The sequence below is a fragment of the Sphingopyxis sp. Soil_C_28 genome (assembly GCF_057657055.1).
In genome coordinates this window covers 481,434-506,129 of sequence record NZ_JBDGJE010000002.1, presented here as the reverse complement: position 1 = coordinate 506,129, position 24,696 = coordinate 481,434, and the positions used below count along the sequence as shown (strand labels likewise).

The 24,696-nt window shown below is 65.7% G+C and carries 19 protein-coding genes; 12 read left to right on the top strand and 7 right to left on the bottom strand.

The annotated features are described in order from the left end of the window. Positions 1-50: 50 nt before the first annotated feature. On the bottom strand, positions 51-902 hold the full coding sequence (hflC, locus tag AC3A43_RS10540; protein WP_487793033.1) for a protease modulator HflC: 852 nt from the start codon (positions 900-902) through the stop codon (positions 51-53). Continuing rightward, positions 902-2,038, bottom strand: coding sequence for a protease modulator HflK (hflK, locus tag AC3A43_RS10535; RefSeq protein WP_487792496.1), 1,137 nt, complete (start codon positions 2,036-2,038; stop codon positions 902-904). Before hflK ends, hflC begins: the two co-directional genes overlap by 1 nt. Before the next feature lie 115 nt (positions 2,039-2,153). Here hflK and AC3A43_RS10530 point away from each other — a divergent pair, with 115 nt between their 5' ends. The 10 genes from AC3A43_RS10530 to AC3A43_RS10485 all read left to right on the top strand — a co-directional run bounded on the left by AC3A43_RS10530 (position 2,154) and on the right by AC3A43_RS10485 (position 11,722). Beyond that, positions 2,154-3,140, top strand: coding sequence for an Mrp/NBP35 family ATP-binding protein (locus AC3A43_RS10530; RefSeq protein WP_487792495.1), 987 nt, complete (start codon positions 2,154-2,156; stop codon positions 3,138-3,140). Between the two features lie 31 nt (positions 3,141-3,171). Further along, complete coding sequence (locus AC3A43_RS10525; protein WP_487792494.1) at positions 3,172-3,594, top strand: CoA-binding protein; 423 nt, start codon at positions 3,172-3,174, stop codon at positions 3,592-3,594. Further along, positions 3,591-4,187: a hypothetical protein gene (locus tag AC3A43_RS10520; RefSeq protein WP_487792493.1), complete on the top strand. Its 597-nt coding sequence runs from the start codon at positions 3,591-3,593 to the stop codon at positions 4,185-4,187. The genes AC3A43_RS10525 and AC3A43_RS10520 overlap by 4 nt, the downstream gene beginning before the upstream one ends. A 50-nt stretch (positions 4,188-4,237) precedes the next feature. Next, the gene (locus AC3A43_RS10515; protein WP_487792492.1) at positions 4,238-4,951 is read left to right on the top strand and encodes an SIMPL domain-containing protein; all 714 of its coding nucleotides are present in this window, start codon (positions 4,238-4,240) and stop codon (positions 4,949-4,951) included. Positions 4,952-5,025: 74 nt separating this feature from the next. Beyond that, complete coding sequence (locus tag AC3A43_RS10510; RefSeq protein WP_487792491.1) at positions 5,026-7,314, top strand: xanthine dehydrogenase family protein molybdopterin-binding subunit; 2,289 nt, start codon at positions 5,026-5,028, stop codon at positions 7,312-7,314. After that, on the top strand, positions 7,311-8,306 hold the full coding sequence (gene hemH, locus AC3A43_RS10505) for a ferrochelatase (protein WP_487792490.1): 996 nt from the start codon (positions 7,311-7,313) through the stop codon (positions 8,304-8,306). Before AC3A43_RS10510 ends, hemH begins: the two co-directional genes overlap by 4 nt. Before the next feature lie 94 nt (positions 8,307-8,400). Then, positions 8,401-9,948 (top strand): DUF1963 domain-containing protein, encoded by a 1,548-nt coding sequence (locus tag AC3A43_RS10500; protein WP_487792489.1) that lies wholly within the window; start codon positions 8,401-8,403, stop codon positions 9,946-9,948. Between the two features lie 97 nt (positions 9,949-10,045). After that, on the top strand, positions 10,046-10,768 hold the full coding sequence (gene phbB, locus AC3A43_RS10495) for an acetoacetyl-CoA reductase (protein WP_487792488.1): 723 nt from the start codon (positions 10,046-10,048) through the stop codon (positions 10,766-10,768). Between the two features lie 175 nt (positions 10,769-10,943). Beyond that, positions 10,944-11,492 carry a DUF7010 family protein gene (locus tag AC3A43_RS10490; protein WP_487792487.1) on the top strand — a complete coding sequence of 183 codons (549 nt, stop codon included), beginning with the start codon at positions 10,944-10,946 and terminating at the stop codon, positions 11,490-11,492. Beyond that, positions 11,474-11,722 carry a ribbon-helix-helix domain-containing protein gene (locus AC3A43_RS10485; protein WP_487792486.1) on the top strand — a complete coding sequence of 83 codons (249 nt, stop codon included), beginning with the start codon at positions 11,474-11,476 and terminating at the stop codon, positions 11,720-11,722. Before AC3A43_RS10490 ends, AC3A43_RS10485 begins: the two co-directional genes overlap by 19 nt. Here the strand turns inward: AC3A43_RS10485 and AC3A43_RS10480 are convergent. The 3 genes from AC3A43_RS10480 to AC3A43_RS10470 all read right to left on the bottom strand — a co-directional run bounded on the left by AC3A43_RS10480 (position 11,719) and on the right by AC3A43_RS10470 (position 18,907). Continuing rightward, positions 11,719-12,576, bottom strand: coding sequence for an ATP-grasp domain-containing protein (locus tag AC3A43_RS10480; protein WP_487792485.1), 858 nt, complete (start codon positions 12,574-12,576; stop codon positions 11,719-11,721). The genes AC3A43_RS10485 and AC3A43_RS10480 overlap by 4 nt on opposite strands. 112 nt (positions 12,577-12,688) lie before the next feature. Continuing rightward, positions 12,689-17,392 carry an NAD-glutamate dehydrogenase gene (locus AC3A43_RS10475; RefSeq protein ID WP_487792484.1) on the bottom strand — a complete coding sequence of 1,568 codons (4,704 nt, stop codon included), beginning with the start codon at positions 17,390-17,392 and terminating at the stop codon, positions 12,689-12,691. A 174-nt stretch (positions 17,393-17,566) separates the two neighbouring features. Further along, on the bottom strand, positions 17,567-18,907 hold the full coding sequence (locus AC3A43_RS10470; protein ID WP_487793032.1) for a PAS domain-containing protein: 1,341 nt from the start codon (positions 18,905-18,907) through the stop codon (positions 17,567-17,569). 455 nt (positions 18,908-19,362) lie between these two features. Between AC3A43_RS10470 and AC3A43_RS10465 the strand changes: the two genes are divergently transcribed. Together AC3A43_RS10465 and AC3A43_RS10460 are read left to right on the top strand one after the other, a co-directional pair. Beyond that, entirely contained in the window at positions 19,363-19,803 is a 441-nt protein-coding gene (locus AC3A43_RS10465; protein ID WP_487792483.1) for a DUF983 domain-containing protein, read from the top strand. Beyond that, positions 19,760-21,163, top strand: a complete 1,404-nt coding sequence (locus tag AC3A43_RS10460) for an aminotransferase-like domain-containing protein (protein ID WP_487792482.1) — start codon at positions 19,760-19,762, stop codon at positions 21,161-21,163. The genes AC3A43_RS10465 and AC3A43_RS10460 overlap by 44 nt, the downstream gene beginning before the upstream one ends. 7 nt (positions 21,164-21,170) lie before the next feature. On the opposite strand, the gene AC3A43_RS10455 is transcribed toward AC3A43_RS10460, so the two are convergent. Both AC3A43_RS10455 and AC3A43_RS10450 read right to left on the bottom strand, forming a co-directional pair. Further along, positions 21,171-23,195, bottom strand: coding sequence for a glycoside hydrolase family 97 protein (locus AC3A43_RS10455; protein ID WP_487792481.1), 2,025 nt, complete (start codon positions 23,193-23,195; stop codon positions 21,171-21,173). 82 nt (positions 23,196-23,277) lie between these two features. Further along, on the bottom strand, positions 23,278-24,687 hold the full coding sequence (locus tag AC3A43_RS10450; protein ID WP_487792480.1) for an efflux transporter outer membrane subunit: 1,410 nt from the start codon (positions 24,685-24,687) through the stop codon (positions 23,278-23,280). Between the last annotated feature and the right edge of the window lie 9 nt (positions 24,688-24,696).

Here is a 24,696-nt window from a genome sequence, read left to right as displayed (position 1 = left end):
TTGAACATGAACAGGCGCTGCAAGTTCCATTCAGCCGACAGCCGACCCGATCAACCGCCGCTGAACCGCTTCAGATATTCATTGTCGGGCGACATGATGATCGAGGTTCCGCCCTGGTTGTTTTCACCGAGGAAGGTCTGACGATAGCTCTGCATCGCGCGGTAGAAGTCATAAAATGCAGGATCCTTGCCGAAGCTGGCGGCATAGATGCGCGCCGCTTCGCCATCGGCGCTGCCGCGGATGATCTGCGCTTCCTTCTGCCCTTCGGCACGGATCGAGATCGCTTCCTGCTGCCGCGCGGTACGCATGCGGTTGTACGCCGCCTCGAGCGTCGCCCCTTCGGGCAGGTCGGCGCGCTTGATCCGCACGTCGATGATCTCGGCGCCATATTTCTGCGCCTCGCGGTTCAGTGCGACCTGAATATTGTCCATCACCGCGCCGCGTTCGGGCGACAGCAGGGTCGCAAAGGTCCGCTTGCCGAGCTCGTTACGCAACGACGAGCCAAGGATCGTTGCAAGCTGCGCCTGCAATTTATCCTCGGTACGGATCGCGGTGTACATGCGCACCGGATTGGTAATGCGGAAACGGGCGAAAGCGTCGACCTGCAGCCGCTGCTGGTCGGTCGAGAGCACCTGCTGGCGCTCCATGTTCACGCCGAGGATGCGCTTGTCGATATATTGAATCCCGTCGGTGAACGGAACGCGCAGGACGAGGCCAGCGCCCGAACGGCCGAAATCCTCGTTCGGCTTGTACCGGTTTACCGTGCGCTCGATCTCGCCGAAACGCAGGATCAGCGCCTGCTTGTCTTCGGGCACGATCGCCAGCGATTGCGACAGGATGACGAGAATGATGACGACGCCAAAGAGCAGCCGCATCGGATTCTGGAACAGCGAATTAAACATCATTCGCCTCCCTTCGTAGCCGCGGCGGGCGGCGTGGCGGGAATCCGCTTCTGCACTTCGTTGAGCGGCAGATAGGGGGTCACCCCGCGCGCTTCGACAATCGTCTTGTCGACGTTCGACAACACATTCTCCATCGTTTCATAATAAAGGCGCTTGCGCGTCACTTCGGGCGCCAGCTGGTACTGGGCGTAAATCTGGTCGAACGCCGACGTGTCGCCACGCGCGCGTTCCAGCACCTGCTGCTGATAGGCGCGCGCAAGGTTGATTGCCGATTCGCGTTCCTGCCGCGCCGCGGTGACCTCCTTGAACGCCTCGTCGACCTGGCTCGGCGGGTCGACCTGGCGGATCGCAATGCCCTGAATCATCACGCCGGCGCGATACTGGTTGAGCAGTTCCTGCATGCGAAGCTGGACCTGTGCCTCGATCTCGACGCGGCCGGGACCGATCGCCTGGACGAGGTCGAAGTTCGCGACCGTCGCGCGCATCGCGCTTTCGGCGACTTCGCGGATCGTGCCTTCGGGATCGGCGAGCTGAAAGAAGAACAGCTCGGGATCGCGCACCGACCAGCGGACCTCATAGGCAAGGTCGACGATGCTCTGGTCGCGCGTCAGCACGAAATTCTCGTCCGTCGCGTTCGGCGAACCGATCGCCATCGTGCGGATGGCGCGAACGTCTTCGAGGCGGATACGCTCGACCGGTGCGGGCCAGGTGAGTTTCACGCCGGGGCCGACGGTGCGCGAATAGCTGCCAAGGCGGGTGATCACGCCTTCCTTTTCGGGCGGGACGATGTGGAAGGAGGAGAAAAGCACCCACGCAACAGCGACCGCGAGGACAATCCATTTCCAAAGCTTCGCCGAATCGCCAAAATTGAACTGGCTGCCGCCGCCCGAGCCGCCGCCGCCGAACCCGCCGCGCCCCTTGCGCAGCAGTTCGTCGAGCGCCGAGGGGCCGCGCGGCTTTGGCGCCCGGCGTTGATCGGCCGGATCGGGGGTGACCCACGGGTTGCGCGGGCCGGGTTTTTTGCCGTCGCCCTTCCCGTCGTCATCGCCCTTGCCCGGGCTGCCCCATGGGCTGTTCGCCATCTGGCTGATCTGATGGAAAAATTGCCGCAATCCCCTCGGGGTGCGGCGATCCATGCTGCCTTCAATCTTTTCGTTCATAGGGCTTTTATAGGGGCGACGGGCGCGATTAACAGGGGGTGCGCGCGAAAATGGCTGGCAAACAGCCCAATCATGCCTATCTGCCCCGGACATGACTGAACAAAGCGCTGATATCGCCCGCCTGACCGCCGCCGCCGCCGAGCTGAGTGGAGGACGGTCTTCGGGGCTCAGGCTGCTCGACGATTCGGGTCTGCTCGCGGTCGTGCTCGACGTGTCGGGGCTCGCGGTCGAGGAGCGTAAGCCGCTTGAAGACAAGCTTCGCTCTGGCCTGCTCGCAGAAGCCGGCGTGCGCGAAGTCCGCATCGCGATGACCGCCGAAAAGAAATCGATGACGATCATCGCGGTCGGCAGCGGCAAGGGCGGCGTCGGCAAATCGACGCTCGCCGCCAATCTTGCGGTCGCGCTGCGCCGGCTGGGCGTGAAGGTCGGGCTGGTCGATGCCGATATCTATGGCCCGTCACAGCCCCGCCTGATGGACAGCGAAAATGTGAAACCCGAATCGCGCGGATCGAAACTGGTCCCCGTTCCCAACGCCTATGGCGTCCCGATGCTATCGACCGGGCAGATTGCGGCGCCGGGCCAGGCGATCGCGTGGCGCGGCCCGATGGCGGGCAAGGCGCTCGAACAACTGGTCGACGCGAGCTGGGGTGATATCGACACGCTTATCGTCGACCTGCCCCCCGGCACCGGCGACGTCCAGCTGACGATGATCCAGAAGCACAAGCCCGCGGGTGCGGTGATCGTTTCGACACCGCAAGACCTTGCGCTGATGGACGCGACGCGTGCGGTCAGCCTGTTCGAACAGGCCGATGTGCCGATCATCGGGCTGGTCGAGAATATGGCCGGCTATGCCTGTCCGCATTGCGGCGAGGTGAGCGACCCGTTCGGGAACGGCGGCGCCGAAGCGGCGGCGGGGACAATGGGCCTCGACTTCCTCGGCCGCGTGCCGCTGTCGATCGGCATCCGCCTCGCGAGCGACGGCGGCGTGCCGCCCGCAGCCGGAACCGACCCGGCGGGCGAACCGTTCCATGCGATAGCGGCGAAGGTCGCCGACTGGCTGAACAAGCGCAATAAATAGGGACTGTCCCTATTTAATTGAGAGGACAGATATGGCGATCAACGACGAAGGCGAAATCCGCGAACTGCTTGAGCAAAAGCGCCGCATCGCGGTCGTGGGCGCGTCGCCCAACCCGGCGCGCGCGTCGAACGGTGTTCTCGCCTTCCTCGTCGGACAGGGGCATGACGTGATCGCGGTCAATCCCGGCCACGCCGGCAAGACGATCCACGGCGCGCCCGTCGTCGCGACCCTCGCCGACGTCGAGCCGCCCGCCGAACTCGTCGACATCTTTCGTAACAGTGACGATGCCGGCACCGCGGTCGACGAAGCGATCGTCCATGGCGCCAAGGCGGTGTGGATGCAGATCGGCGTCATCAATGACGCCGCGGCGAAGCGCGCCGACGCCGCGAGGCTGATCGTGGTCATGGATCGCTGCCCCAAGATCGAAGTCCCGCGTCTCGGCCTGCTGCGGTGAAGGCTGTCTTTTCGCTGCTGGCGGCAACGGCGCTTGCCGGCTGCGCAACCACGCCCGCCGCAACGAACCCGCAGGATGAATTTTTCGCCGCGCTCTCGGCACGTTGCGGCAAAGCCTATGCCGGCAAACTTGCGAGCGATCAGGACGCCGATGCCGATATGCGCGGCAAGGCGATGGTGATGCATATCCGCCATTGCACCGCCGATCGGATCGAGATTCCGTTCCATATCGACGGGCTTGGCCCCGATGGCGGCTGGGACCGGTCACGGACGTGGATCATCAGCCGCACGTCCACGGGCCTCCGCCTCAAGCACGATCATCGCCACGCCGACGGAACCTCCGACGACGTGACGCTCTATGGCGGCGACACCGCCGATGCCGGGACATCGACGCGGCAGAGCTTTCCCGTCGACGCCGAATCGATCGCGATGTTCGAGCGTACGGGCCGCGGCGTTTCGACCACCAATATCTGGTCGGTCGAAACGACGGACGCGGGCTTCACCTATGGCCTCGACCGGCAGGGACGGCATTTCCGTGTCGCATTCGATTATGCGAAGCCGGCAACGCCGCCGCCCGCGCCCTGGGGCTGGTAAGGAACCGTTGCACCCGTCATACGCTAACCAGCCAAGATGGGAGAAAGTTCATGCGTAACCAGACCCTTATGCTGATTCCGCTGCTGGCGCTCGGTGCGTGCGGCGACAAGGCGCCCGATCCGCGCGGCGTCGGGCATGACGAAACCCTGTTATCGGTGTCGGCAACCGGCCGGTCCGAGACAAAACCCGACGAGGCACGCTTCACCGCCGGGGTCAGCACGATCGCGGCGTCGGCGGAAGCCGCGACGCAGCGCAACAATGAAACGATGACCAAGGTCACCGAAGCGCTGAAAGCGTTCGGCGTTGCGGGCAAGGACCTGCAGACGCGCCAGCTGACGGTGAACCGCATCGACTGGGGTGCCAACAAGGGCAAATATGAAGCGGTCAATCAGGTCGAGGTGCGGATGCGCGCGGTCGACAAGGCGGGCGAGGCCGTCGCGGCGACGACGCAGGCGGGCGCCAATGTCCTGTCGGGTCCGACGCTGCGCGTGTCCGATCAGGAGGCCGCGACCAAATCGGCCTATGCCGCCGCCTATCGCGCTGCCCGCGCGCGCGCCGACGCTTATGCCGGCGCTGCGGGGCTCAAGATCGATCGCGTGCTCACGATCCGCGATGGCGGCGATAACGCCCCACCGATGCCTTATGCTGCCGACGCCGCCAATTACGCGGTCGCCGAGCAGTCCGCAGCCGCCCCGCCCTTCAATCCCGGGATCAGCGAATCGCAGGTTTCGGTGCGCGTCGATTTCGCGCTGTCGGAGGAATAGCGGCGCGATCGCGCCCGGCAGGAAAGCGCGATTTTCTTTGCGCCGATTCGCGGGCCTGACTATCAGCAGCGGGCATGACCGGCATTCGCGACACTGTGGGGCAACATAAATCGCGCGTGCCGCACGTCAGCCGCCGTCAGATGCTGGTCGGCGCGACCGCGGCGGGCGGGCTCGCGATCGCGTGGAGCCTCTGGCCGCGCGATTACCTGCCCAATCTGACCGCCGCACCCGACGAGCATGTCTTTAACGCCTTCCTGAAGATCGGCGACGACGGGCATATCAGCGCGATCGTGCCGCAGTGCGAAATGGGTCAGGGCGTCACGACGCTGTTGCCGCAGATCATGGCCGACGAACTCGGCGCCGACTGGCGGACGATGGCGGTCGAAACCGCGCCGATCAATCCGCTCTACACCAACACGCTGCTCGTCGACGAGGACAGCGCGGTCTTTACCCCGCGGTCGGGGGTTCCCGATTTCGTGTCGGACGTGCGCAGCTGGGCGCGCCGCGAATGGGCGGTTCGTCACGCCGTCATGCTGACCGCGAACAGCTCGTCGGTGCGCATGTTCGAAGCGCCGTGCCGCGCCGCTGCGGCGCAGGCGCGCGTGTTGCTGATGATGGCTGCGGCGAAACGCTGGGACGCCGACTGGGAACAGTGCGACACGCAGGACGGCTTCGTCACTTTCGGCAAGAAGAAGCTGCGCTTTGGTGATGTGGCGGCCGCCGCCGCGCTGCTCGAACCGCCCGCCGAGCCCGTCTATCGCGCGAGCAGTTCAGACCCGCTTTACGGCAAGGAGCTGACGCGGCTCGACCTGCCCGCCAAGATCGACGGATCGGCCAATTATGCCGGCGATATCCGCCTGCCCGACATGGTGTTTGCGGCGATCCGCCAGGGGCCGCTCGGCGCGACGACGCTGAAGAGCATCGATCGCAAGAAGGGGCTGTCATCCCCCGGCCTGCTGCATGTCGTCACGCACGAACGCTGGGTCGCGACGGTCGCGCGCAACTGGTGGGCGGCGAACCGCGCGCTCGACCGCTTCGCGCCACTGTTCGAAACCGAAGGCACGCCGATTTCGTCCGACCGGATCGACAAGGCGCTGAAGACGGCACTGAAAGGCGATGGCTATCGCATCGCGAGCGAAGGCGATGTCGGCGAGGCGATGGAGGGGCGTCAGAAAATCTCCGCCGAATATGCCATTGCGCCCGCGCTCCACGCCGCGATCGAAACCCGCACAGCGACGGCTGCCCCCGACGGCGGCGGCCTGCGCATATGGGTCGCGACGCAGGCGCCCGCGCAGTGCCGTGACGCGATCGCGCGGGCGACCGGCCTGGGGGCCGCAAACATCATGCTGTTCCCCATGATGGCAGGCGGATCGTTCGATGCCTGCCTCGATCATAGCGCCGCGGTGCAGGCGGCGATTATCGCGCTGCAGGTCAAACGCCCGGTCCAGCTCGCCTGGTCGCGCGCCGAAGAAATCATGCGCCTGCCGCCACGCCCGCCGGCCCGGGCCAAACTGACCGCGACGCTCAACGCCGCGGGCGGGATCGACGCGCTCGTCACGCGCATCGCCGTGCCGCCGACCAACCATGAGTTTCGCGACCGGCTTTTCGACAACACTCCCGCCGACGTCGCGCAGCGCGCCGCTGCGGGGCGCACCGACGCCGCCGCGGTCGAGGGTGCGGCGACCAGCTATGCCATCCCGCACAAGGCGGTCGATCATTGCCCCGCCGATATCGGTCTGCCGACCGGGCGCTGGCGCGGTAATGCCGACAGCTACACCGCCTTTTTCACCGAATGTTTCGTCGACGAAATGGCGGCGCGCGCGGGGACCGATGCGCTGTCCTATCGCATGGCAATGCTCGGCAATGCGCCCCTGCTCGCGCGCTGTCTGCTCACCGCGACCAGCCTCGGCGGCTGGGAAGGCGGCCTGTCGGGGACCGCGCAGGGCCTTGCCTGTCACTCGATGCGCGGCAGCCACATCGCGCTGATGGCGACCGCGCGGCAAAGCGAGCGCGGATTGCAGGTCGAACAATTGGTCGCGGTCGTCGATGCCGGGCGGCTGGTGAATCCCACCGTCGCGCGGCAGCAGATCGAGGGCGGGCTGATCTTCGGGCTGGCCGCAGCGGTTGGCGCCACCACCGACTATGAAGGCGGCGTTGCCACCGCGCGCAAGCTGAGCCAGCTCGGCCTGCCCGACCTGTCGCAGACCCCGCAGATCCTGATCGAATTCATCGACAGTGATCGCGATCCCGGCGGGCTGGGCGAGATTGGCGTGCCCGTCGTCGCGCCCGCCATCGCCAACGCGATGTTTGCTGCCACAGGCCGCCGGATCCGCCGGATTCCGCTGTCGGCGCACCCTTTATGACGCTGCCTCCTGATCATCCGCCCATCGCCGCGCCGCAAATCGGCGTGTTGCTGACCAATCTCGGCACCCCCGACGCGCCTGATGCGCCGTCGGTGCGCCGCTATCTCGGCGAGTTCCTGTCGGACCGCCGCGTCGTCGAAATCCCGCAAATATTGTGGCAGCCGATCCTGCGCGGAATCATCCTGACGACGCGCCCGAAAAAGTCGGCGCATGCTTATGCGCAGGTGTGGACCGAGGATGGGTCGCCGCTTGCCGCGATTACGCGTGCGCAAAGCAATGCGCTGCAATCCGCGTTCGGGGAAACGGTGCAGGTTGCCTATGCGATGCGATACGGCAATCCGGCGATCGGTCCGGCGATCGACGCATTGAAGGCCGCGGGATGCGCGCGCATCCTCGTCGCGCCGCTCTATCCCCAATATTGCGCCGCAACGACCGCGACGGTCGTCGATGCCGTGGGCAAGCATCTGGAATCACTGCGCTGGCAGCCGACGGTCCGCTTTCTGCCGCCCTACTACGACGATTCGGCCTATCTGGACGCATTAAAAACGTCGGTTGAGACGGGCCTCGCCGCGCTCGATTTCAGCCCCGACGTGCTGCTTGCGAGTTTTCATGGCATGCCCCAGCGCACGCTGCACCTTGGCGATCCCTATCATTGTCATTGCCAGAAAACGGCCCGGCTGCTGGCCGAAGCGCTCGGCCGCCCGGTCGATGTCGCGTTCCAGTCGCGATTCGGCCGCGCCAAATGGCTCGAACCCGCCACCGATACGCGCCTCGAACAGCTCGGCCGCGGAGGTCGCAGCGTCGCGATTTTCGCGCCGGGGTTTGCCGCCGACTGCCTCGAAACGCTGGAAGAGCTGGCGATCCGCGGCAAACAGCAGTTCGAAGGCGCCGGGGGAAAACGCTTCGCCTATCTTCCGTGCCTCAACGCCGATACTCCGGGCCTGGCGATGCTGGAGACGCTGACGCGGCGCGAACTCGCCGGTTGGCTTTGATCCAGGCCGCTTACCAACTGTTTAGGTCCATGCGCTAAACTGATCCGACGCGGCGCCGAACAGGCATAATCCGCGCCAATTTGGAGGTAACGCCATGACCGAGGTCGAATCGGCAGCGCTCGCGCTGGCCGGGCTCACGCTCGCCTTTCTGGCGATCGCCTTTGCCATATGGTGGCAGCGCCGTCCGCGTCCCGCCGCGGCAACGCCCCGAGCGCCGCGCGAACCGCGTGCACCGGGCGAAAGCCGCTTGCCCAAATTGTCGCGCAAGGCGGCCCCCGAAGTGGAAACGGTGGAAATATCGCCGTCGCGGCTCGCACGGATCAGCCGCAAAACCCCGCTCGAAATACCGAGCGATGACGAATATGAACCCATCGTCGCCGACGAACCCGTCGATGCCGCGCTCGCAGCAATCGTTTCCGAGGTCGAAGAAGACGCGCACCGGGTCGAGAAAGCCGCCGCGGAGGAGGTCTCTCTGCGCCTCGTCCCCCAGATTCCGTCGCGCGACGCCATTTCGACGAACAGTTGGCTCGGCGGTCGTCCGCGACTTTCCGCGGGAATGGAGTGGCCCAAAATCGACGGCCAGCCCGCCGATTTCCTCGCCCAGATCAGCTGCACCGACCTGCCTCGCGGTCTGTGGAACGGGCTTGGCCCGCGCGACGGCGCGCTCGCCTTTTTCATCCACCGCAGGAATTATGACGTGCGCGTCCTTCACCTGCGCGAAACCGGCACACCGATTGCGCCGCCCTTCACGCTCAACGATCCGGAGGGGTGGTTCGGTCCGCAGGGGGGGCTCGCTTCGGGCGATCTGACGTCGTTCGCAGTGCGCGCCTTTCCCGAATGGCCGGTCGATCTGATCGGCGTCCGCCCGGGCGATACCGATCCGCGCAGCAAAGCCGATCCGGACGAAACCGGCCGCGCGCTCTACGCACGTGGTTACGATATCGCGGACCCGGCTTTCCATCCGTTCGACTGGGGCAGCATGACCGCGATGATCGCACTGCTCGAAATGCGGCTCGACCGGCTGGTGACCGAAGCGGCGCCGCCGCCGGGCGCCAGCGCCGAAGATGTGAACGAGATGGAAGGGCGCGCCGCAATCAACCGCGAAGCGCGCACGCGCGCTGAAGAAATTATCGCGATCGTGCACGACAGTGCGACGCGCGACGCCTTCTCGGCCGGCGATGCGACCGCCGTGATGGCCGGACTGCACGCGATCCATTGGGCCAAGGCGATCTGCACCCTCGACCCCGAGACGGGCGTCGAGATGATCGAAACGATCACCTTGCCGTTGACGACGCACCGCGCCGACGCGGATCTGTGGGTTCATGATTATCAGACGATCTTGTTCGATCGCGCGAAACATGCCTGGTGCGCCGACCCCGACAATCTTTCAACGTCGGCGCGCGCGTTTTACGAACCCTGGTGGCGCGACCTTGCGGACCGCGAGATGGCCGCAATCGGGCATGAGCCCTTTCGTCACATCCATGATTATGACGAGGAGCGCGACGCGGTCTTGCTGGAGCTGCCGACCAGCGGATTGATGAGCCGGAAGTTCGGTGACGGCGACAATCTGGTGGTGACGATCGACAAGGCCGATCTCGCCATCGGCGACTTTTCGAAGGTCCGGGCGCAGGTCAGCCACTAGGCGCCTGAATAGCTTTGCGATTGACGTTCCGGTAAACTTGCGGCGCCCGCTTGCGCAGCCTAATCATGATTCCATAAACACGTGGGAGAGTGAGTTTATGGCACGCGTAGCAATCGTCACCGGCGGCAGCCGCGGTATCGGGGAAGCAATCTCCCTGAAACTTCAGGAACAGGGCGTCACCGTCATCGCCAACTATGGCGGCAATGATGAAAAGGCACGCGCGTTCACCGACCGCACCGGCATCGCGGCGATCAAATGGGACGTCGGCGATCATCAGGCATGCCTCGACAGCTGCGCGCGCATCGCCGAGGAGTTCGGCCCCGTCGACATCGTCGTCAACAACGCCGGCATCACCCGCGACGGCACGCTTGCCCGCATGAGCTATGACGACTGGGACGACGTCATGCGCGTCAACCTCGGCGGCTGTTTCAACATGGCGAAGGCCACGTTCGGCGGCATGGTCGAACGCGGCTGGGGCCGCATCGTCAATATCGGGTCGATCAACGGTCAGGCCGGCCAATACGGCCAGGTCAACTACGCCGCCGCAAAATCGGGCATCCATGGCTTTACCAAGGCGCTGGCACAAGAAGGCGCCAAGAAGGGCGTGACCGTAAACGCGATCGCGCCGGGCTATATCGACACCGACATGGTCGCGGCGGTGCCGCCGCAAGTGCTGGAAAAAATCGTCGCCAAGATCCCGGTCGGCCGTTTGGGGCAGGCCGACGAAATTGCGCGCGGCGTAGCGTTTCTTTGCAGCGAAGACGCCGGCTTTGTGACCGGGTCGACGATGAGCATCAACGGCGGGCAGCATATGTACTGAACGATGGCAGGCGTGTAACCAAGGCGTTCGCGCAGCGGACGACGAGGTTAGGCGCCGGTGCCGCAAAGCGGCAGCCATCGGCACGGCCAGCGGGGCGGCGATCCCAAAGATCGCAGCCCCGTCTGACGGCAAGTGGCGGCATTGCCGCCGCCGATCAACACGCTACACCCACACCATGACCGAACCCGCCTTCTCCCTCACTGCCGCCCAGCAAGACCTTGCCCGCGCCTATGCGGGCGGCGCGCCCGGCGTTCTGGTCTCGGGCGTCGTGTGGCTCGTCGCCGGCATCATATGGCAGCTTCACGGCACTATGGTCGCCTTCGTCGCGCTATTCATCGGCGGCATGGCGATCCACCCGCTGGCGGTCCTGATCGAACGCACCACATTCAAGGCCCCGAAACCGACCATCGGCAAGGCGCTCGAAACGCTGGCGCTCGAAGCAACCGTCCCGCTGTTCGTCGGCGTGATGATCGCGTGGGTGCTGCTCGTCCGCGCGCCCGACCTTGCGATCCCCATCTTCGCCGCGATCATCGGCGCGCGCTATTTCCTCTTTCGCACGATGTATGGCGACATCGCCTATTGGGCGCTCGGCGGCGCGATCCTGCTGGTGGCCGGCCTCGCGCTGTTCGGCATCGGTCTTTCGTTCAACCTCGGCTTTCTCATCGGTGCGATCGAGCTGGTCGCGGCCGCGCTGCTCCTGCGGCGATGGCGCGCCCGCCGTTGAGCGCGCCGCTCCACCCCCCGGTCAAGCGCTCGGTGACCATCGCCGGTCACCCGACCTCGATCAGTCTTGAGCCGATGTTCTGGGACGCGCTGGAAGCCGAGGCGGCGCGGCAGGCGCTGCCCGTCAACGCGCTCGTCGCGCGGATCGATGTCGAGCGGATGGAGGCCGACGATCCGCCGAACCTGACTTCGGCGATCCGGCAATGGCTGTGGCAGAACCGCCCGGGCTAGATCGCGGCGTAGACGGCCAGTCCGAACCCCGCGCCCTTGTCGGGGGCATGATGCAGGAACAGCGAGGGCTCGATCAGTTCGAGTTCCATGATGTGAAGTTTGCCCGTCGCATCGCCGACCATATCGACGCGCGCATACACCGGCGGTGCCGGAGCCGCGGCCAGCGCCGCTGCCGCCAGAGCCCGCGCAGCATCATTGGCTTCCCACAGGGTCTCGCGCCCGCCGAACTGTTCCTGCACGCGAAAGTCGCCCGACGCAGGGCGTTTGACGATCGCGTGGCTGAACTGGCCGCCGAAAAAGAAAAGCGAATATTCGCCGTCGGTCAGGATGCCCGCCATCAGCGGTTGGACGAGCCGTCGCTGGCCGATCGCGTCGGCGGGGATCGGTGCGCCGGTCGCGATGCGGTGGGTGCCGTCGGCGCCGCCGGAGATCGCGGGCTTGATCACGACCTCTCCGGCGCCAAGTTCGGCGCGCGCTGCGGCGAGAGCCGCCTCGTCGAGCCCGGCGACCTCGACCGTCGGCACCACGGCGACATCCTTTGCACCGAGTTCGGAGAGATAGGCCTTGTCGCTGTTCCAACGCAGCACGGGCACCGGATTGGCCACCGGCAGCGCGTCGGCCTCGAGCCGATCGAGCAAGGCGTACCAGGCCGCAACATCGCGTTGATAGCCCCAGGCAAAGAGCGGGAGGACCAGATCATAGCCCGACAGATCGCCGGGATCGCTCCACACCCGCTGCTCGACGATCAGCCCGGCAGCGGTCAGCGCCGCCGCCTTGCGGGCAAAGGCGGGCTGCCACTTTTCGTAATAATCGGGCGCCGGGACAAGGATCGCGACGCGAGGCTGAAACGGCATGGGCACTCCATAAATAGGGGCAGTCCCCATTTTATTTGGCCGATCGATGGAAACCGCTCTGCCATTCTCGATTAAATAGGGACTGTCCCTATTTATTGCCCGCAATCGTCGATTACCGTCCCAGCAGTCCGCGGGCCTGTCCGGCGATATGCGACAGCATCGCGCCATTCGGGTTCGGGATCGTCCGCGCCCGTTCGACCGTCGCCTTGAACTGCGCGACGCGCGGGGCATGGTCGGCGAGCCATTTGGTCACCGCCGCGTCCAGATCGCCCTTCGGCAGCCCGGCGAGGAAGCTCAGGCGCATCTGCTGGAAATCGCGCGCGAGGCTGTTGACCAGCAGACGTTCCCACGGATCGGCGGGGCTCATATGCGCCGCCAGCGTCTGCGCCCAGTCGAGCCCCAGAGCTTCGCCGAGATGGGTGAAAGCGCGGGTGACCGCGATTTCGTCATCACCGCGCCGCTCGGCCAGATCGACGATGCCGATCGCGCCGTCGGTCTTGAACAGGCGAACCACCGCCGCGGTCAGCGGCTCCGGCGCGCCGGCGTCGAGGAGCTGCTGCGTCAGCATGTCCCACTGGTGCTTGACCGACGGACTGAGCAGTGCGTCGACTCCGGTCATCAGGCGGTCGACACCGGGTTCGAGCCGCGCGACCACCGGGCCCGCCTGCGCCAGCGTCTGGGTCACGCGGAGGAGGTCGGCCATTTGCGACGTCATCGCCGACGACGCCTGTGCGAAGAGCGACAGGCGCACGCTTTCGTCAATCTTCGCCGCGTCGAGCGCGGTCCAGATCGCCGGCATGTCGAGCAGCCGCTCGACCGCGACGAACGCCGCCGCAATATCGCCGAGCGCGCAACCTTCCTCTTCGACGAGTTCGAAAGGATGGACGATGCCCATGCGATTGATGATGCGGTTCGCAATCTTCGTCGCGATGATTTCGCGGCGCAGCTGGTGATCGGCAATCGCCGTCGCGAAATCGCGCTGCATCTCGGCCGGGAAAGCCGCCGCCAGGTCACTGCCCAGCGCAGGATCGTCGGGCAGGTCGCTATGCTCGATCGCGTCCTGCAACGCGAGTTTCGCGGTCGACAACAGCACCGCGAGTTCGGGGCGCGTCAGCCCGCGCCCTTCGGCAGCGCGGCGGAGCAATTCATCGTTCGCCGCGAGTCCTTCGACCTTGCGGTCGAGACGGCCCGAAGCCTCGAACGTCTCCATCAGCCGGACGAGCGACGGCACACCCGCCGCGCCGCCCTTCTCGGCGATCGACAGCGCGAGCGCCTGCAGCCGGTTGTCCTCGAGCACCAGCGCCGACACATCGTCGGTCATGCGGACGAGCAGCGCGTCGCGGTCGTCCTGCGCCAGCCGGCCTTCGATCATCTCGCGGTTGAGCGCGATCTTGATATTGACCTCATTATCCGAGCAATCGACGCCCGCGCTATTGTCGATGAAGTCGGTGTTGATCCGGCCACCCTTCGCCGAGAAAGCGATGCGCGCGGCCTGGGTGGTACCGAGGTTCGCGCCCTCGCCGACCGCCCGCACACGCAGATCCTCGGCATCGACGCGCAGCGCGTCGTTGGCGGGATCGCCGACCTCGGCATTATTCTGGCTCGCAGCCTTCACATAGGTGCCAATGCCGCCGAACCACAGCAGGTCGACGGGTGCTTTCAGGATCGCCGAGATCAGCGCGCCGGGGTCGATTTCGGACACCGACAGGCCGAGCAGCGCCTGCACTTCAGGGCTAAGCGGGATGCTCTTCTGGCTGCGCGGGAAGATGCCGCCGCCGTTCGAAATCAGCTTGGCGTTATAGTCGGCCCAGCTCGACCGCGGCAGCGCGAACATCCGCTCGCGTTCCTTCCAGCTTTTCGCCGGATCGGGATTGGGGTCGAGGAAGATATGGCGGTGGTCGAATGCCGCGACGAGCTGGATCGCCTTCGACAACAGCATGCCGTTGCCAAACACGTCGCCCGACATGTCGCCGCAGCCGACGACGCGGATCGTGTCGGTCTGCACATCGACACCCATTTCGGCGAAGTGGCGCTGAACCGAAAGCCACGCGCCCTTGGCGGTGATGCCCATCGCCTTATGGTCATAGCCGTTCGACCCGCCGCTCGCGAACGCGTCGCCGAGCCAGAAGTCGCGCTCCATCGCGAGCGCATTGGCGACGTCGGAGAAAGTCGCGGTGCCCTTGTCGGCAGCGACGACGAAATAAGGATCGTCGCCGTCGTGGATCACGACATCTTTCGGATGCACGACCTTGCCCGCGACCAGATTGTCGGTGATCGACAGCAGCGAGCGGATGAAGATGCGATAGCATTCGGTGCCCTCGGCGAACCACGCATCGCGGTCGAGCGAGATGTCGGGCAGCGCCTTGGGATAGAAGCCGCCCTTCGCGCCGGTCGGCACGATGACGGCGTTCTTGACGCGCTGCGCTTTCATCAGTCCAAGGATTTCGGTGCGGAAGTCGTCGCGGCGATCGGACCAGCGAAGCCCGCCGCGCGCCACCGGACCGGCGCGCAGGTGAATACCCTCGACCCGCGGCGAATAAACCCAGACCTCGCGCCAGGGCAGCGGCTTGGGCAGGCCCGGCACAAGGCTCGAATCGATCTTGAACGCGAGCGCCTCGTCGGCAGCGGGCGCAAAGGCGTTGGTCCGCAGCGTCGCGCCGATCACCGCGTGGAAGAGCCGCAGGATACGATCTTCGTCGATCGACTTGATGTCGGCAAAGCCCGCCATGATGTCGGCTTCGAGCGCCTTTGCACGGGCCTCGTCGCGCGCTTTCGGATCGTGGAGTGCCGAGAAGCGCTCGATCAAGGCGGCGGTGAGCGCCGGCGCGTGCCGCAGCGCGCTGACCACCGTGTCCATGCCGTACGCAGACCCGCCCTGGCGCAAATAGCGGAACCACGCGCGCAGCCAGATAATCGCGCGCGGGTCGGTCTGGTTGGTTAGCACCAGTTCGTTGAACGCGTCATTTTCGGCGCGGCCGTCGAGTACCGCCGCGATCGCGCCTTCGAGCACTTCGGCATTGGGAAGCAAGGCGAGTTCATCGACATTCGGCGGCAGGCGCAGCGTGAAATCGTGGATTACGATCGGCAATTCATCGTCGTCCTCGGCACCCGGGGCGCGGCTCTGACCAAGCGCAGTCGGGATTTCCTCGAGCACTTCGAACCCGAAATGCTCCAGTGCAGGGACAATGGCGGAAAGCGCGAGCGGGCCGACCGCACTATAGACTTTGAGCCGCAGCTGGTCGTCGCCGTCGAGGCTCTTGCGCGCGAGCCGAACGCTGCGCGGATTATCGGCGTCGAGGTCGCGAAGCCGCAGGATGTCGCGCGCGGCTTCCTCGGGATTATAGAGATTGCGATAGTTCGGCGGGAACATCGGCGCGAAACGTGCCGCCAATGCCGCTGCACGTCCCGGATCACCGCGCTTGGCAAGCGCGGCCTCGACCTCGGGCTGCCAGCCGCGTACCATCTGTTCGAGCTGCGCGTTCAGTGCCTCGGTATCGGGCACGACGCCGCCGCTGCGCAGGTCGAGCGTGTAGCGCAGCAGGGCCGCACCGCCGTCTTCGAGCACCATCGTCCAGTTGATGACGCCCGCCCTGGCTTCGCGCACGAGCAAAGATTCGACCGCAAGGCGGCGGCCGGCCGACACTTCATCGCGCGGCAACCATACGAAAACGAAGAGGTGACGACCGAGCGCGCTGCGCACCGTCACCAGCTTTGGCCGCGGGCGATCGGTGATCGACATCGACGTCAGCACCAACTCCTCGAGCGCCGCCGCATCGAAGGCGATCAGCAGGTCATGCGGCAATGCGGTAAGCGCATGCGCGAGCGCCTTGCCTGCGTGACCGGCCGGATCGAAACCGAACTTCGCCATCAATGCTTCGAGCTGCGCGCGCAGTACCGGCACCTTCGCCGGGGCCGCCGACAAGGCCGCGCTGGTCCACAGGCCGGCATGGATCGACAGCCGCTCGACGGTCTTGCCCTTGAATTCAGGCACGATCACGAGGTCCAGCAGCACGCGGCGGTGCACCGCCGACAGCCGGTTCGACTTGATCAGCAGCGGCGCGGTGCCCCCCTGATCGAACCAGGCGAAGGCCGCTTCGAGCGCAGCGGGCGACAGGAGCTGGCTTTCGCCGCTCTCGCTGATCCCCAGCGAATCCTGAATCTTGCCATCGCGCGTGCGCCATTCATGGCCAAGTTGGGTCATCGCCCCACCCTCGAACCAGCGCAGCAGTTCGGCCGCCTCGCCCTCGACGCGCATTGCGGCGTCGGCGAGCATCGCGGCGCGCATCGCACGCCAGTCGCGTACCGCAGCGCGCACGTCGCGCAGCGCGGCTTCCAGCCCGTCGAGCAAGCGCCGGCGCGCGCGCGCATCGCCGCGCTCGAGTTCGATATAGATGACCGACTCGCGGGTGCCGCCTTCGCCGGCTTCCTGCAGGTGGCCTTTCGCATCGCGCTTCGCCGCAACGACAGGGTGCAGGATGCGGTGGACGGCAAGCCCCTGCGCCGCAACGGCTTGCGAGGTCGAATCGACGAGGAAAGGCATGTCGTCGTTGATGATGGCGAGCCGCATGCGGCGGTCGGTCCCGTCGGCGGCGATCGGTTCGAGCAGCAGCGAAGGCGTTTCGGCCGTGCGCTCAAGCGCGGCACGCGCAGCGAACTGGCCCGCGTCGGCGAGCGCCGCCTTGTCCATATCGTCGCCTTCGCCGGGCAGCGCGCTGCCCCGCAGCGCGGCCAGATAGGCAGCGGCGATTTTCGAAGGAATTTTGGCGGTGGAGGTGGTGGTGTCCGTTTCCGGCGTGTCGGACAAATTCTGAGACATAGAGTGCAGCATCCCGAACCAAAGAGGGGGATCCCAGCCGACGATCGGCGGGGGCCCGTTCGCTGCCGCCCCCTATGCGCCTGCGCGGCGCGCGGCTCAAGGCCTCGTTCGCGCGTCCACGTTAAATAATTTCAATTTTCGGGTCGTCTGTTGCGTGAACGCTCTCAGAGGCTCCTAGCCGCCTTGGGTGATCGGAACGGCTTTCTTCGCCAGCTTCGCCACCAGCGCCGGATCGTCGGCCGCCTTGGCGACAATCCCGATATGCCCGCCGGGCATCGCGCGCGCGATCAGCACGACGAATTCGGCGTCTCCGGCGTCATGCTCGAGGATGAGCGCCGGGTGCGCGCGGCGCAATGCTTCGAGCTTCTCGTCCGGCCGCTCGCTGCTATTGTCCGGCTTGCGGCGCGCGCGCGCATCCTTGACCAGCCCCTTGAGCCCGCCCGGATAGCGATCGAGATAGGTGGCGAGTTCGCCGCGGCCGACGCCCTCGTCCTTCGCGTGACCGAGCACGCAAGCATATTCGGCAAGCCGCGTCTTGTCATAGGTCGCGCCGAAAACCAGTTTCACCACCGGCGTCATCGGCGCGCGATCCTGTACCGCCAGCCCGGCATCGTCGAGCAAAGCAGCAAAGGCGTCGGGCTGTTCGTCGGCGGCGAGCGCGAAATCCCACGCCTTGCCGACCGCCTGATAGAGTGCACCCCGACTCCGGCTGTCGGCGGCGATTGCGCGTTCAGCGGTTTCGCGCGCAAGCGCGAGCCAGTCGGCAAGTTCGGCATCGTGCCCCGGATCGACCGGCGCCTGCTCTTCGTCCCTGACATCTGCGTCCGAAAAGAGGTCCGCGCCGTCGCCCAGCGCGGCAAAGCCGGGCGTGGCATCGGTCGGGACATCGTCGTCGAGATGCTCCGAATCGGGGCCGTCGGCCCAGACCGGCACCGGTGCGGTCAGCGGCGCCGCGCTGCGCAGCGCCTGTTCGACCGACAATTGCAATTCCTCGGCCTGGTCGGCGGGGACGGCTTCTTTCCAGTTGATCACGCCCATGATGAAATCGATCGAGTCATCGTCGGACGAGAAGGGCAGCAAGATGCCGCGGTACATGATCGTCACGCCGCGATCGTTGACGAATTCGGCCTCGAAGCCGATCGGCGCGCGATTGGCGATAATCTGAAGATAATGATCGGTCAGCCGTGACAGCAACGAACGCCCCGGAATCTGGCTGATATAATGGACGTCTTCGTCGATCTGCGATTCTTCGCGCAGCTTGTCGCCGAGGAAAGCGAGCCCCGGGTTTTCGACGCCGGCGGTGAAGTCGAGCAGCACCGAATGCGAACCGAAATCGGCGCGGTCGAGATCGAGGTCCTCGACCGAAGGATAAGCGCGGTCGGCGAGCAGCGAGGCCCAGTAATTATAGGCCCGCACCTGCATCCGCCGTTCGTCGACACCGACGGACGCGGGCGCATCGATCGCTCCGTCCTCCTGGTCGTGGCTGCTCGAAAGCAGTCCGCGCATGCTGTCCATCATTTATCCCCAGTCGCAAACATTGGTAAATGTTATGCACCGGAACTGGTAAAAGCCGCGTAAACGATGGCCGGCACAGCCCGCACCACCCAGGAGCGGTGGACTTTGGCCTATTTGGAGGAAGATCGAACCGCTTCGGCGGCGCGCCGCGGACGATGAAGCGGGGATGATGCCCCGTGCCGGGAAGAGGGTGGAATTGCGCGCCGATTCGCTGCCCACATTGAACGCCCGGCATAAAACGAAGGCGTTTGTCCGGTGAAAAGCACCCCAATGATCGAAAACACATCGATATAGGATTATTGTGCATGGCTGATATCGAAATATTCTCCATGCTAATATTATCATAGTCATTATATGATATTTATTTCAATGATTTATATAAAGAGTTCAATTGGCCCATCTCTGCACCATATGCACTTTGCATGGTATTTATCCTGCAACTGATGGAGTCGAACATGGCGAGCGGTGATATCGGCAACGAAAAGCTGCGCTGGATTCTGTGGTCCGGCTGGCACGGCAAATGCCCCGAATGCGGCAAGGGTCATATGTTCCGGTCATGGCTGAAGCTCGCCGATCGCTGCGACAATTGCGGGCTCGATTTCAGCTTTGCCGCGCCCGACGACGGTCCCGCCTTTTTCTCGCAATGCATCGTCGCCTTTCCGCTGACCTTTGTCATCGTGTGGATGCAGATCGCCTACAGCCCGCCGCTGTGGGTGCACCTGGTCTTTTCGATTCCGATCATGGTCATCGGATGCATCCTGCCGCTGCGCCCGATCAAGGGCTGGCTGGTCGCCTCGCAATATGTGAACAAGGCGCAGGAATCGGGGACCGAGCATCTGTGGGCGAAGCTGAATGCACGCGAAAAGCACGAAGCGGACGAACGGCATGGCAAGTGACGCATGGGCGCCCGATATCGCAGGTGCCGCAGGGCCGAAATATAAGGCGGTAACCGCGGCGATCGCCGCCGCGGTCGCGCGCGGCGAGCTGCGTCATGGCGACCGTTTGCCGCCCCAGCGCGACCTGGCCGCGCGGCTCGGTATCGACCTCACGACCGTCACAAAAGCCTATGATCTTGCGCGGCAACGCGGGTTGATCGTCGCGCGCGGGCGCGCGGGCAGCTTTATCAGCGACGAGGTGCGGACCGGCGAGATCGCCACGACAGCGCAGAACGACATCGCGATGAACAGCCCGCCGGTTTCGGCCGAAAGCCATCTTGCCGATGCGATGACGTCGGCGCTCGCCATGCTGGCGCGCGGCGACGGCATCGCCCGCCTCCACTATCAGCGCCCCGGCGGTGCGGCGGCGGACCGCGAGAGCGGCGCCGAGCTGTTGCGGCGTGTCGGATTGTCGTCCGATCCCGAACAGATCGTCGTCACGGCTGGCGCGCAAAACGGGCTTCACGCGATTGCATCGACGATCCTGAAGCCCCGCGATCGCGTGGCATGCGGCGATCATGTCTATCCCGGATTTCGCGCGATCGCCCGCCGGATGGGCGTCTCGCTGGTGCCGCTGGCCGCGATAACCGCGCGCGCGCTGGAAGCGGCGCACGCCGACGTGCCGCTTCGCGCGCTATATATTGTTCCCACGAACGATAATCCGACCGCATCGACGATCGAGGCCGGGGAGCGCAAAGCCCTCGCCAAATGGGCCCGCGATGCCGGCGTCCAGATCATCGAGGACGACGCCTATGGCCTTTTGCCCGATGTGCCGATCCCCGCGATCACAAGCTTTGCACCCGAAATCGGCTGGTACATCGCGAGCATGGCGAAGATCGTGTCGCCCGCGCTCCGCGTCGGTTTTGTCCGGGCGCCGGGGGTGGCCGAGGCCATGCAACTCGCCTCGTGCCAGCACGAAAGCGCAGTGATGGCGCCGCCACTCAACGCGGCGATGATATCATTGTGGCTCGCCGACGGGACGTTCGACCGCCTCGTCGACGCGGTGCGCAAGGAAGCGGCGTGGCGGCAGAAACTGGCGCGCACCATACTCGGCGACGCGCGCCATGCCGCGCATCCGCAGGGCTATCACCTCTGGTTGCCGCTGGCCGACGACAGCCATCCCGAAACGCTCGCCGCCGCACTCGCGCTCGACGGCCTGTCGGGCGTGCCGTCGGACCGGTTTGCGGTCGCCCCCGAGGCGCCCAAGGCGATGCGGATTTCGCTGGGCGGCACAATCGACCGTCGCGGACTTTCGCGCGCGCTGCACCGGCTGGCCGCGCAGCTCTGGTCGCCCGGCGGAGCGCCGAGCAACATCGTCTAGCGCCGGCTCACTTTCCCGGATGGAGACGCATCGCCGCACCGCCGCCGGGGGCGAGCCAAAGCTTGTAGGCGTCGCCTTTTTCCACCCGGATCGTTTCATAGGCGATCTTGTGCCGCGCGTCGGTCAGATAGGTCGCGCCCTCTCCGTCCTTGTAGATTGTCGCGGTATAGCTCTTGCCCGTATCGAGGAAATCGAATGTCAGCGTCAGCGTGCGTTCGGTGCCGTCGTTGACCCCGCCGACATACCAGTCGGCACTCTTCCGGTCCTTGCGCGCAAAGATCGCATAGTCGCCGACCTCGCCCGCGAGCAGCCGGCTGTCGGACCAGTCGGTCGGCACTTGGCCGATGAAAGCGAGTTCGCGCGGATGCGCCGCCAGATTCTCGATGCGGTCGGCCGCCATCTGGACCGGCGAATAGATCGCGAGATAGAGGCCGAGTTGCTTCGCCAGCGTCGAGGCCATCGGCATCTCGTTCGACCCGGCAAGGCTGAGCACTCCCGGTGTATAGTCCATCGGCCCCGACAGCATGCGCGTATAGACGAGCGTCGGTTCATGGTCGGGACCGCCGTTCGCGAACGCGCTCCAGCTGTTATATTCCATGCCCCGTGCGCCCTCACGCGTGATGGCATTGGGCCAGGTCCGGCGGAGGCCGGTGTCCTTGACGGGCTCGTGCGCGTTGACCGCGAGGTGATATTTTGCCGCGGTCTCGACGACGCGCTGATGGTGCCGCACCTGCCACTGGCCGTCGTGCCACTCCATCGCGGTCGTGCCCGGGGTAGCCCCCGGCGTGACGATCCCGCCCGCGTCGGCGACATAACCCGTCTTGACCGACCGGACGCCGAGGCTGCCGTAGAGCTTCATCGCATCCTCAAGCTGTGTTTCGTAATTCGCGACATTGCCGTTGGTTTCGTGATGGCCGATCAAGGTGACGCCCTTCTTGCGCGCATAGTCGGTGACCGCTTTCAGGTCGAAGTCGGCCGCTGGCTGCGTGAAGTTGAACGCCCCGCCGTTCCAGCCGGTGTTCCACCCCTCGACGAGCACGCCGCCGAAACCATGCTTCGCGGCGAAATCGATATATTGCCTGGCGCGCGCGGTGGTCGCGCCATGATTCGGCCCCTCGCCCCAACTCCACGGCCCGCGGATCATGCCCCACCAGATGCCGATATATTTCATCGGCTTCACCCAGCTGACATCGCCGAGCTTGTTCGGTTCGTTGAGATTGAGTTCGAGGTCGCTTGTCACAAGCCCCGCTGCATCGTCGGCGATGCGGATCGTGCGCCAGGGCGTTGCGAAGGGCAGATCGCGGGTCACGCGCGGCCCGCGCGACGAAGGCGACAGCGTCGTGCGAAACTTCCGCCCCTCGGCGCGCTTGAACCACATCGCCGAATAATCGACGAGCGCCGCTTCGTGGAACGCCAGATGCGTGCCGTCGTCGAGGCGCATCGTGATCGGCGTATGCGCGGTCGCGACGCCGTCGATCGGCGTCTTCTGGTAAATCTGCTCGTAGCGATTCCACTCCCCGCCGGTGATCCACCAGGCGGTGCCGGGTAAGGCGATGTCGAACTCGGTGACCTCGTCGGCGATCTTTGCGGTGGTCATCCCCGGCTGTTCGGGCAGCTCGTACCGAAAGCCGATGCCGTCGTCGAACAGGCGAAAACGGACGTTCATCAGATGCCCGCCGCGGCTTTCATGCTGGTGAAAGCGCACGAGCAATTCATTGTGATGATCGCGGACGAAGCGGCGCTCGCCCCACGGCAATTCCCATGTCGCGTCGCCGCTCGCCTTCTCGGCGCCGTCGATCCGGAAACCGCTCTGGAGCGCGGGGCCATCGGTAAGCAGAAAGCCGAGGCTTGACGGCGCGATGAGCAGTTTGCCTTTGCGCGACAGCGACCAGATCGGACGCTCGTCATTGTCGGTCGAAACGGTGAGGACGATATGGCCATCGGGTGAGGACGCCGTCTCCGATGGCCGCACTTGCTGTGCCGAAACCGGGGCTGCGGCGAGCAGCACAAAAGCGGCCATCAGGATCCGCATGACTTCATTCCTTCGTGGATTAACCGGGGCAGGCATCTATCCCGGTTAATCCTCGACTTGGCAAATCATGCAGACGTATGGATCAGGTCGACCAGCCCCCCGCGAGCGCGCGGAACAATGCGATCTGGCGCCGCGAAATCTGCCCGTCCTGCGCAGCGAGCACCGCTTCGGTCTCGGCAAAGGTTCGCTCCGCATCCAGCCATTCGAGCGAATCGGACGCGCCCTCCTGCCGCTTGGCACGCACGATCCGCGCGGCGCGTTCGGCCTGATCGCGCGCGGCGCGGAGCGCCTGCCTTTGTTCAAGCGAGCGCGCATAAGACGACAGCGCCGTCTCGGTTTCCTCGAGCGCGCGCAGCACCGTGCCGTCGAATTCGGCGAGCGATGCCTGTGTGTCGGCCTCTGCCGCCGCGATCCGTGCCCGCGCGGGTTCCTGATTGGGGAAGGCCCAGTTGAGCAGCGGCCCGAGGAGCCAGCGGATCGGCCCGCCACCGAACACATCGCCAAAGCCCGCACCCGTAGACCCTGCCGAGCCGCCAAGCGTGATGCGCGGATAAAGGTCGGCGGTCGCAACGCCGATGCGCGCCGTGTCGGCGGCGAGGCGGCGCTCGGCGGCGCGAATATCGGGACGGCGCTTTAGGAGCGCCGCCCCATCACCGACTGGGATCGGGTCGGTGATCTCGAGGCTGATGTTGCGGTCCGCCGCGATGGCGGGGAGCGCAGCGGGGGCACGACCGGTCAGAGTCGCGAGGCGGAATAACGCCGCCTGCCGTTCAGCTTCGATGGAAGGAATGTCGGCCGACCGCTGGTCGCGCAGCGTCGTGATGCGCGCGAGGTCGAGCCCCGTCGCCATTCCAACGTCCTTGCGGCGTTCGGTCAGCTTTACCTGCTGGTCGAGCAGCCCGACGATGCGGCGTGCGACGTCGAGCCGTGCTGCGCCCGAGGCGGCGTCGGCATAGGCTTGGGTCGTGTCGGCGGCAACGATCACGCGCACCGCATCGGCATTGGCTTCGGCGGCGGCGGTGTCGCCGCGCGCGGCTTCGACCGAGCGGCTGACGCGCCCGAACAGGTCGGCCTCGTACGAGACGTTGAGCCCGACATCGACCGCCCAATCTTCGCGGTCGGCGCCGGGGAGACGCTGGCCTTCGGGGCTGCGGCCGTAATTGGCGCCCGCGCCGATCTGACCCTGCGGCAGGCGGTCGGCGCGCGCGCCGCGGAGCGACGCGCGGGCGCGGGCAATGTTGGCGACCGCGACGCGGACGTCGGTGTTGGCGCTCAGCGCATCGCCGACGAGCCCGTCGAGGACGGGATCGTCATAGAGGCGCCACCAGTCGCCCGCGACCGGCGCGAGCGACACGGCGGGGCTGTTCGCCGAGACGAACGGCCCGGTCGCGACGGGCGCCGACGCAGATTTGGGCTCGGCATAGTTGGGGCCGACCGCGCAGGCGGCGAGCGCCAGCGCCGAGGCGGCGGTGAGGATGTTGCGAAGGATCATGATCTTGTT

What these genes read in the sequence shown, in the direction of transcription:
- hflC (WP_487793033.1), bottom strand. Translation starts at nt 902, where the DNA reads ATGTTTAATTCGCTGTTCCAGAATCCGATGCGGCTGCTCTTTGGCGTC.
- hflK (WP_487792496.1), bottom strand. Translation starts at nt 2,038, where the DNA reads ATGGATCGCCGCACCCCGAGGGGATTGCGGCAATTTTTCCATCAGATC.
- AC3A43_RS10530 (WP_487792495.1), top strand. Translation starts at nt 2,154, where the DNA reads ATGACTGAACAAAGCGCTGATATCGCCCGCCTGACCGCCGCCGCCGCC.
- AC3A43_RS10525 (WP_487792494.1), top strand. Translation starts at nt 3,172, where the DNA reads ATGGCGATCAACGACGAAGGCGAAATCCGCGAACTGCTTGAGCAAAAG.
- AC3A43_RS10515 (WP_487792492.1), top strand. Translation starts at nt 4,238, where the DNA reads ATGCGTAACCAGACCCTTATGCTGATTCCGCTGCTGGCGCTCGGTGCG.
- AC3A43_RS10510 (WP_487792491.1), top strand. Translation starts at nt 5,026, where the DNA reads ATGACCGGCATTCGCGACACTGTGGGGCAACATAAATCGCGCGTGCCG.
- hemH (WP_487792490.1), top strand. Translation starts at nt 7,311, where the DNA reads ATGACGCTGCCTCCTGATCATCCGCCCATCGCCGCGCCGCAAATCGGC.
- AC3A43_RS10500 (WP_487792489.1), top strand. Translation starts at nt 8,401, where the DNA reads ATGACCGAGGTCGAATCGGCAGCGCTCGCGCTGGCCGGGCTCACGCTC.
- phbB (WP_487792488.1), top strand. Translation starts at nt 10,046, where the DNA reads ATGGCACGCGTAGCAATCGTCACCGGCGGCAGCCGCGGTATCGGGGAA.
- AC3A43_RS10490 (WP_487792487.1), top strand. Translation starts at nt 10,944, where the DNA reads ATGACCGAACCCGCCTTCTCCCTCACTGCCGCCCAGCAAGACCTTGCC.
- AC3A43_RS10485 (WP_487792486.1), top strand. Translation starts at nt 11,474, where the DNA reads ATGGCGCGCCCGCCGTTGAGCGCGCCGCTCCACCCCCCGGTCAAGCGC.
- AC3A43_RS10480 (WP_487792485.1), bottom strand. Translation starts at nt 12,576, where the DNA reads ATGCCGTTTCAGCCTCGCGTCGCGATCCTTGTCCCGGCGCCCGATTAT.
- AC3A43_RS10475 (WP_487792484.1), bottom strand. Translation starts at nt 17,392, where the DNA reads ATGTCTCAGAATTTGTCCGACACGCCGGAAACGGACACCACCACCTCC.
- AC3A43_RS10470 (WP_487793032.1), bottom strand. Translation starts at nt 18,907, where the DNA reads ATGGACAGCATGCGCGGACTGCTTTCGAGCAGCCACGACCAGGAGGAC.
- AC3A43_RS10465 (WP_487792483.1), top strand. Translation starts at nt 19,363, where the DNA reads ATGGCGAGCGGTGATATCGGCAACGAAAAGCTGCGCTGGATTCTGTGG.
- AC3A43_RS10460 (WP_487792482.1), top strand. Translation starts at nt 19,760, where the DNA reads ATGCACGCGAAAAGCACGAAGCGGACGAACGGCATGGCAAGTGACGCA.
- AC3A43_RS10455 (WP_487792481.1), bottom strand. Translation starts at nt 23,195, where the DNA reads ATGCGGATCCTGATGGCCGCTTTTGTGCTGCTCGCCGCAGCCCCGGTT.
- AC3A43_RS10450 (WP_487792480.1), bottom strand. Translation starts at nt 24,687, where the DNA reads ATGATCCTTCGCAACATCCTCACCGCCGCCTCGGCGCTGGCGCTCGCC.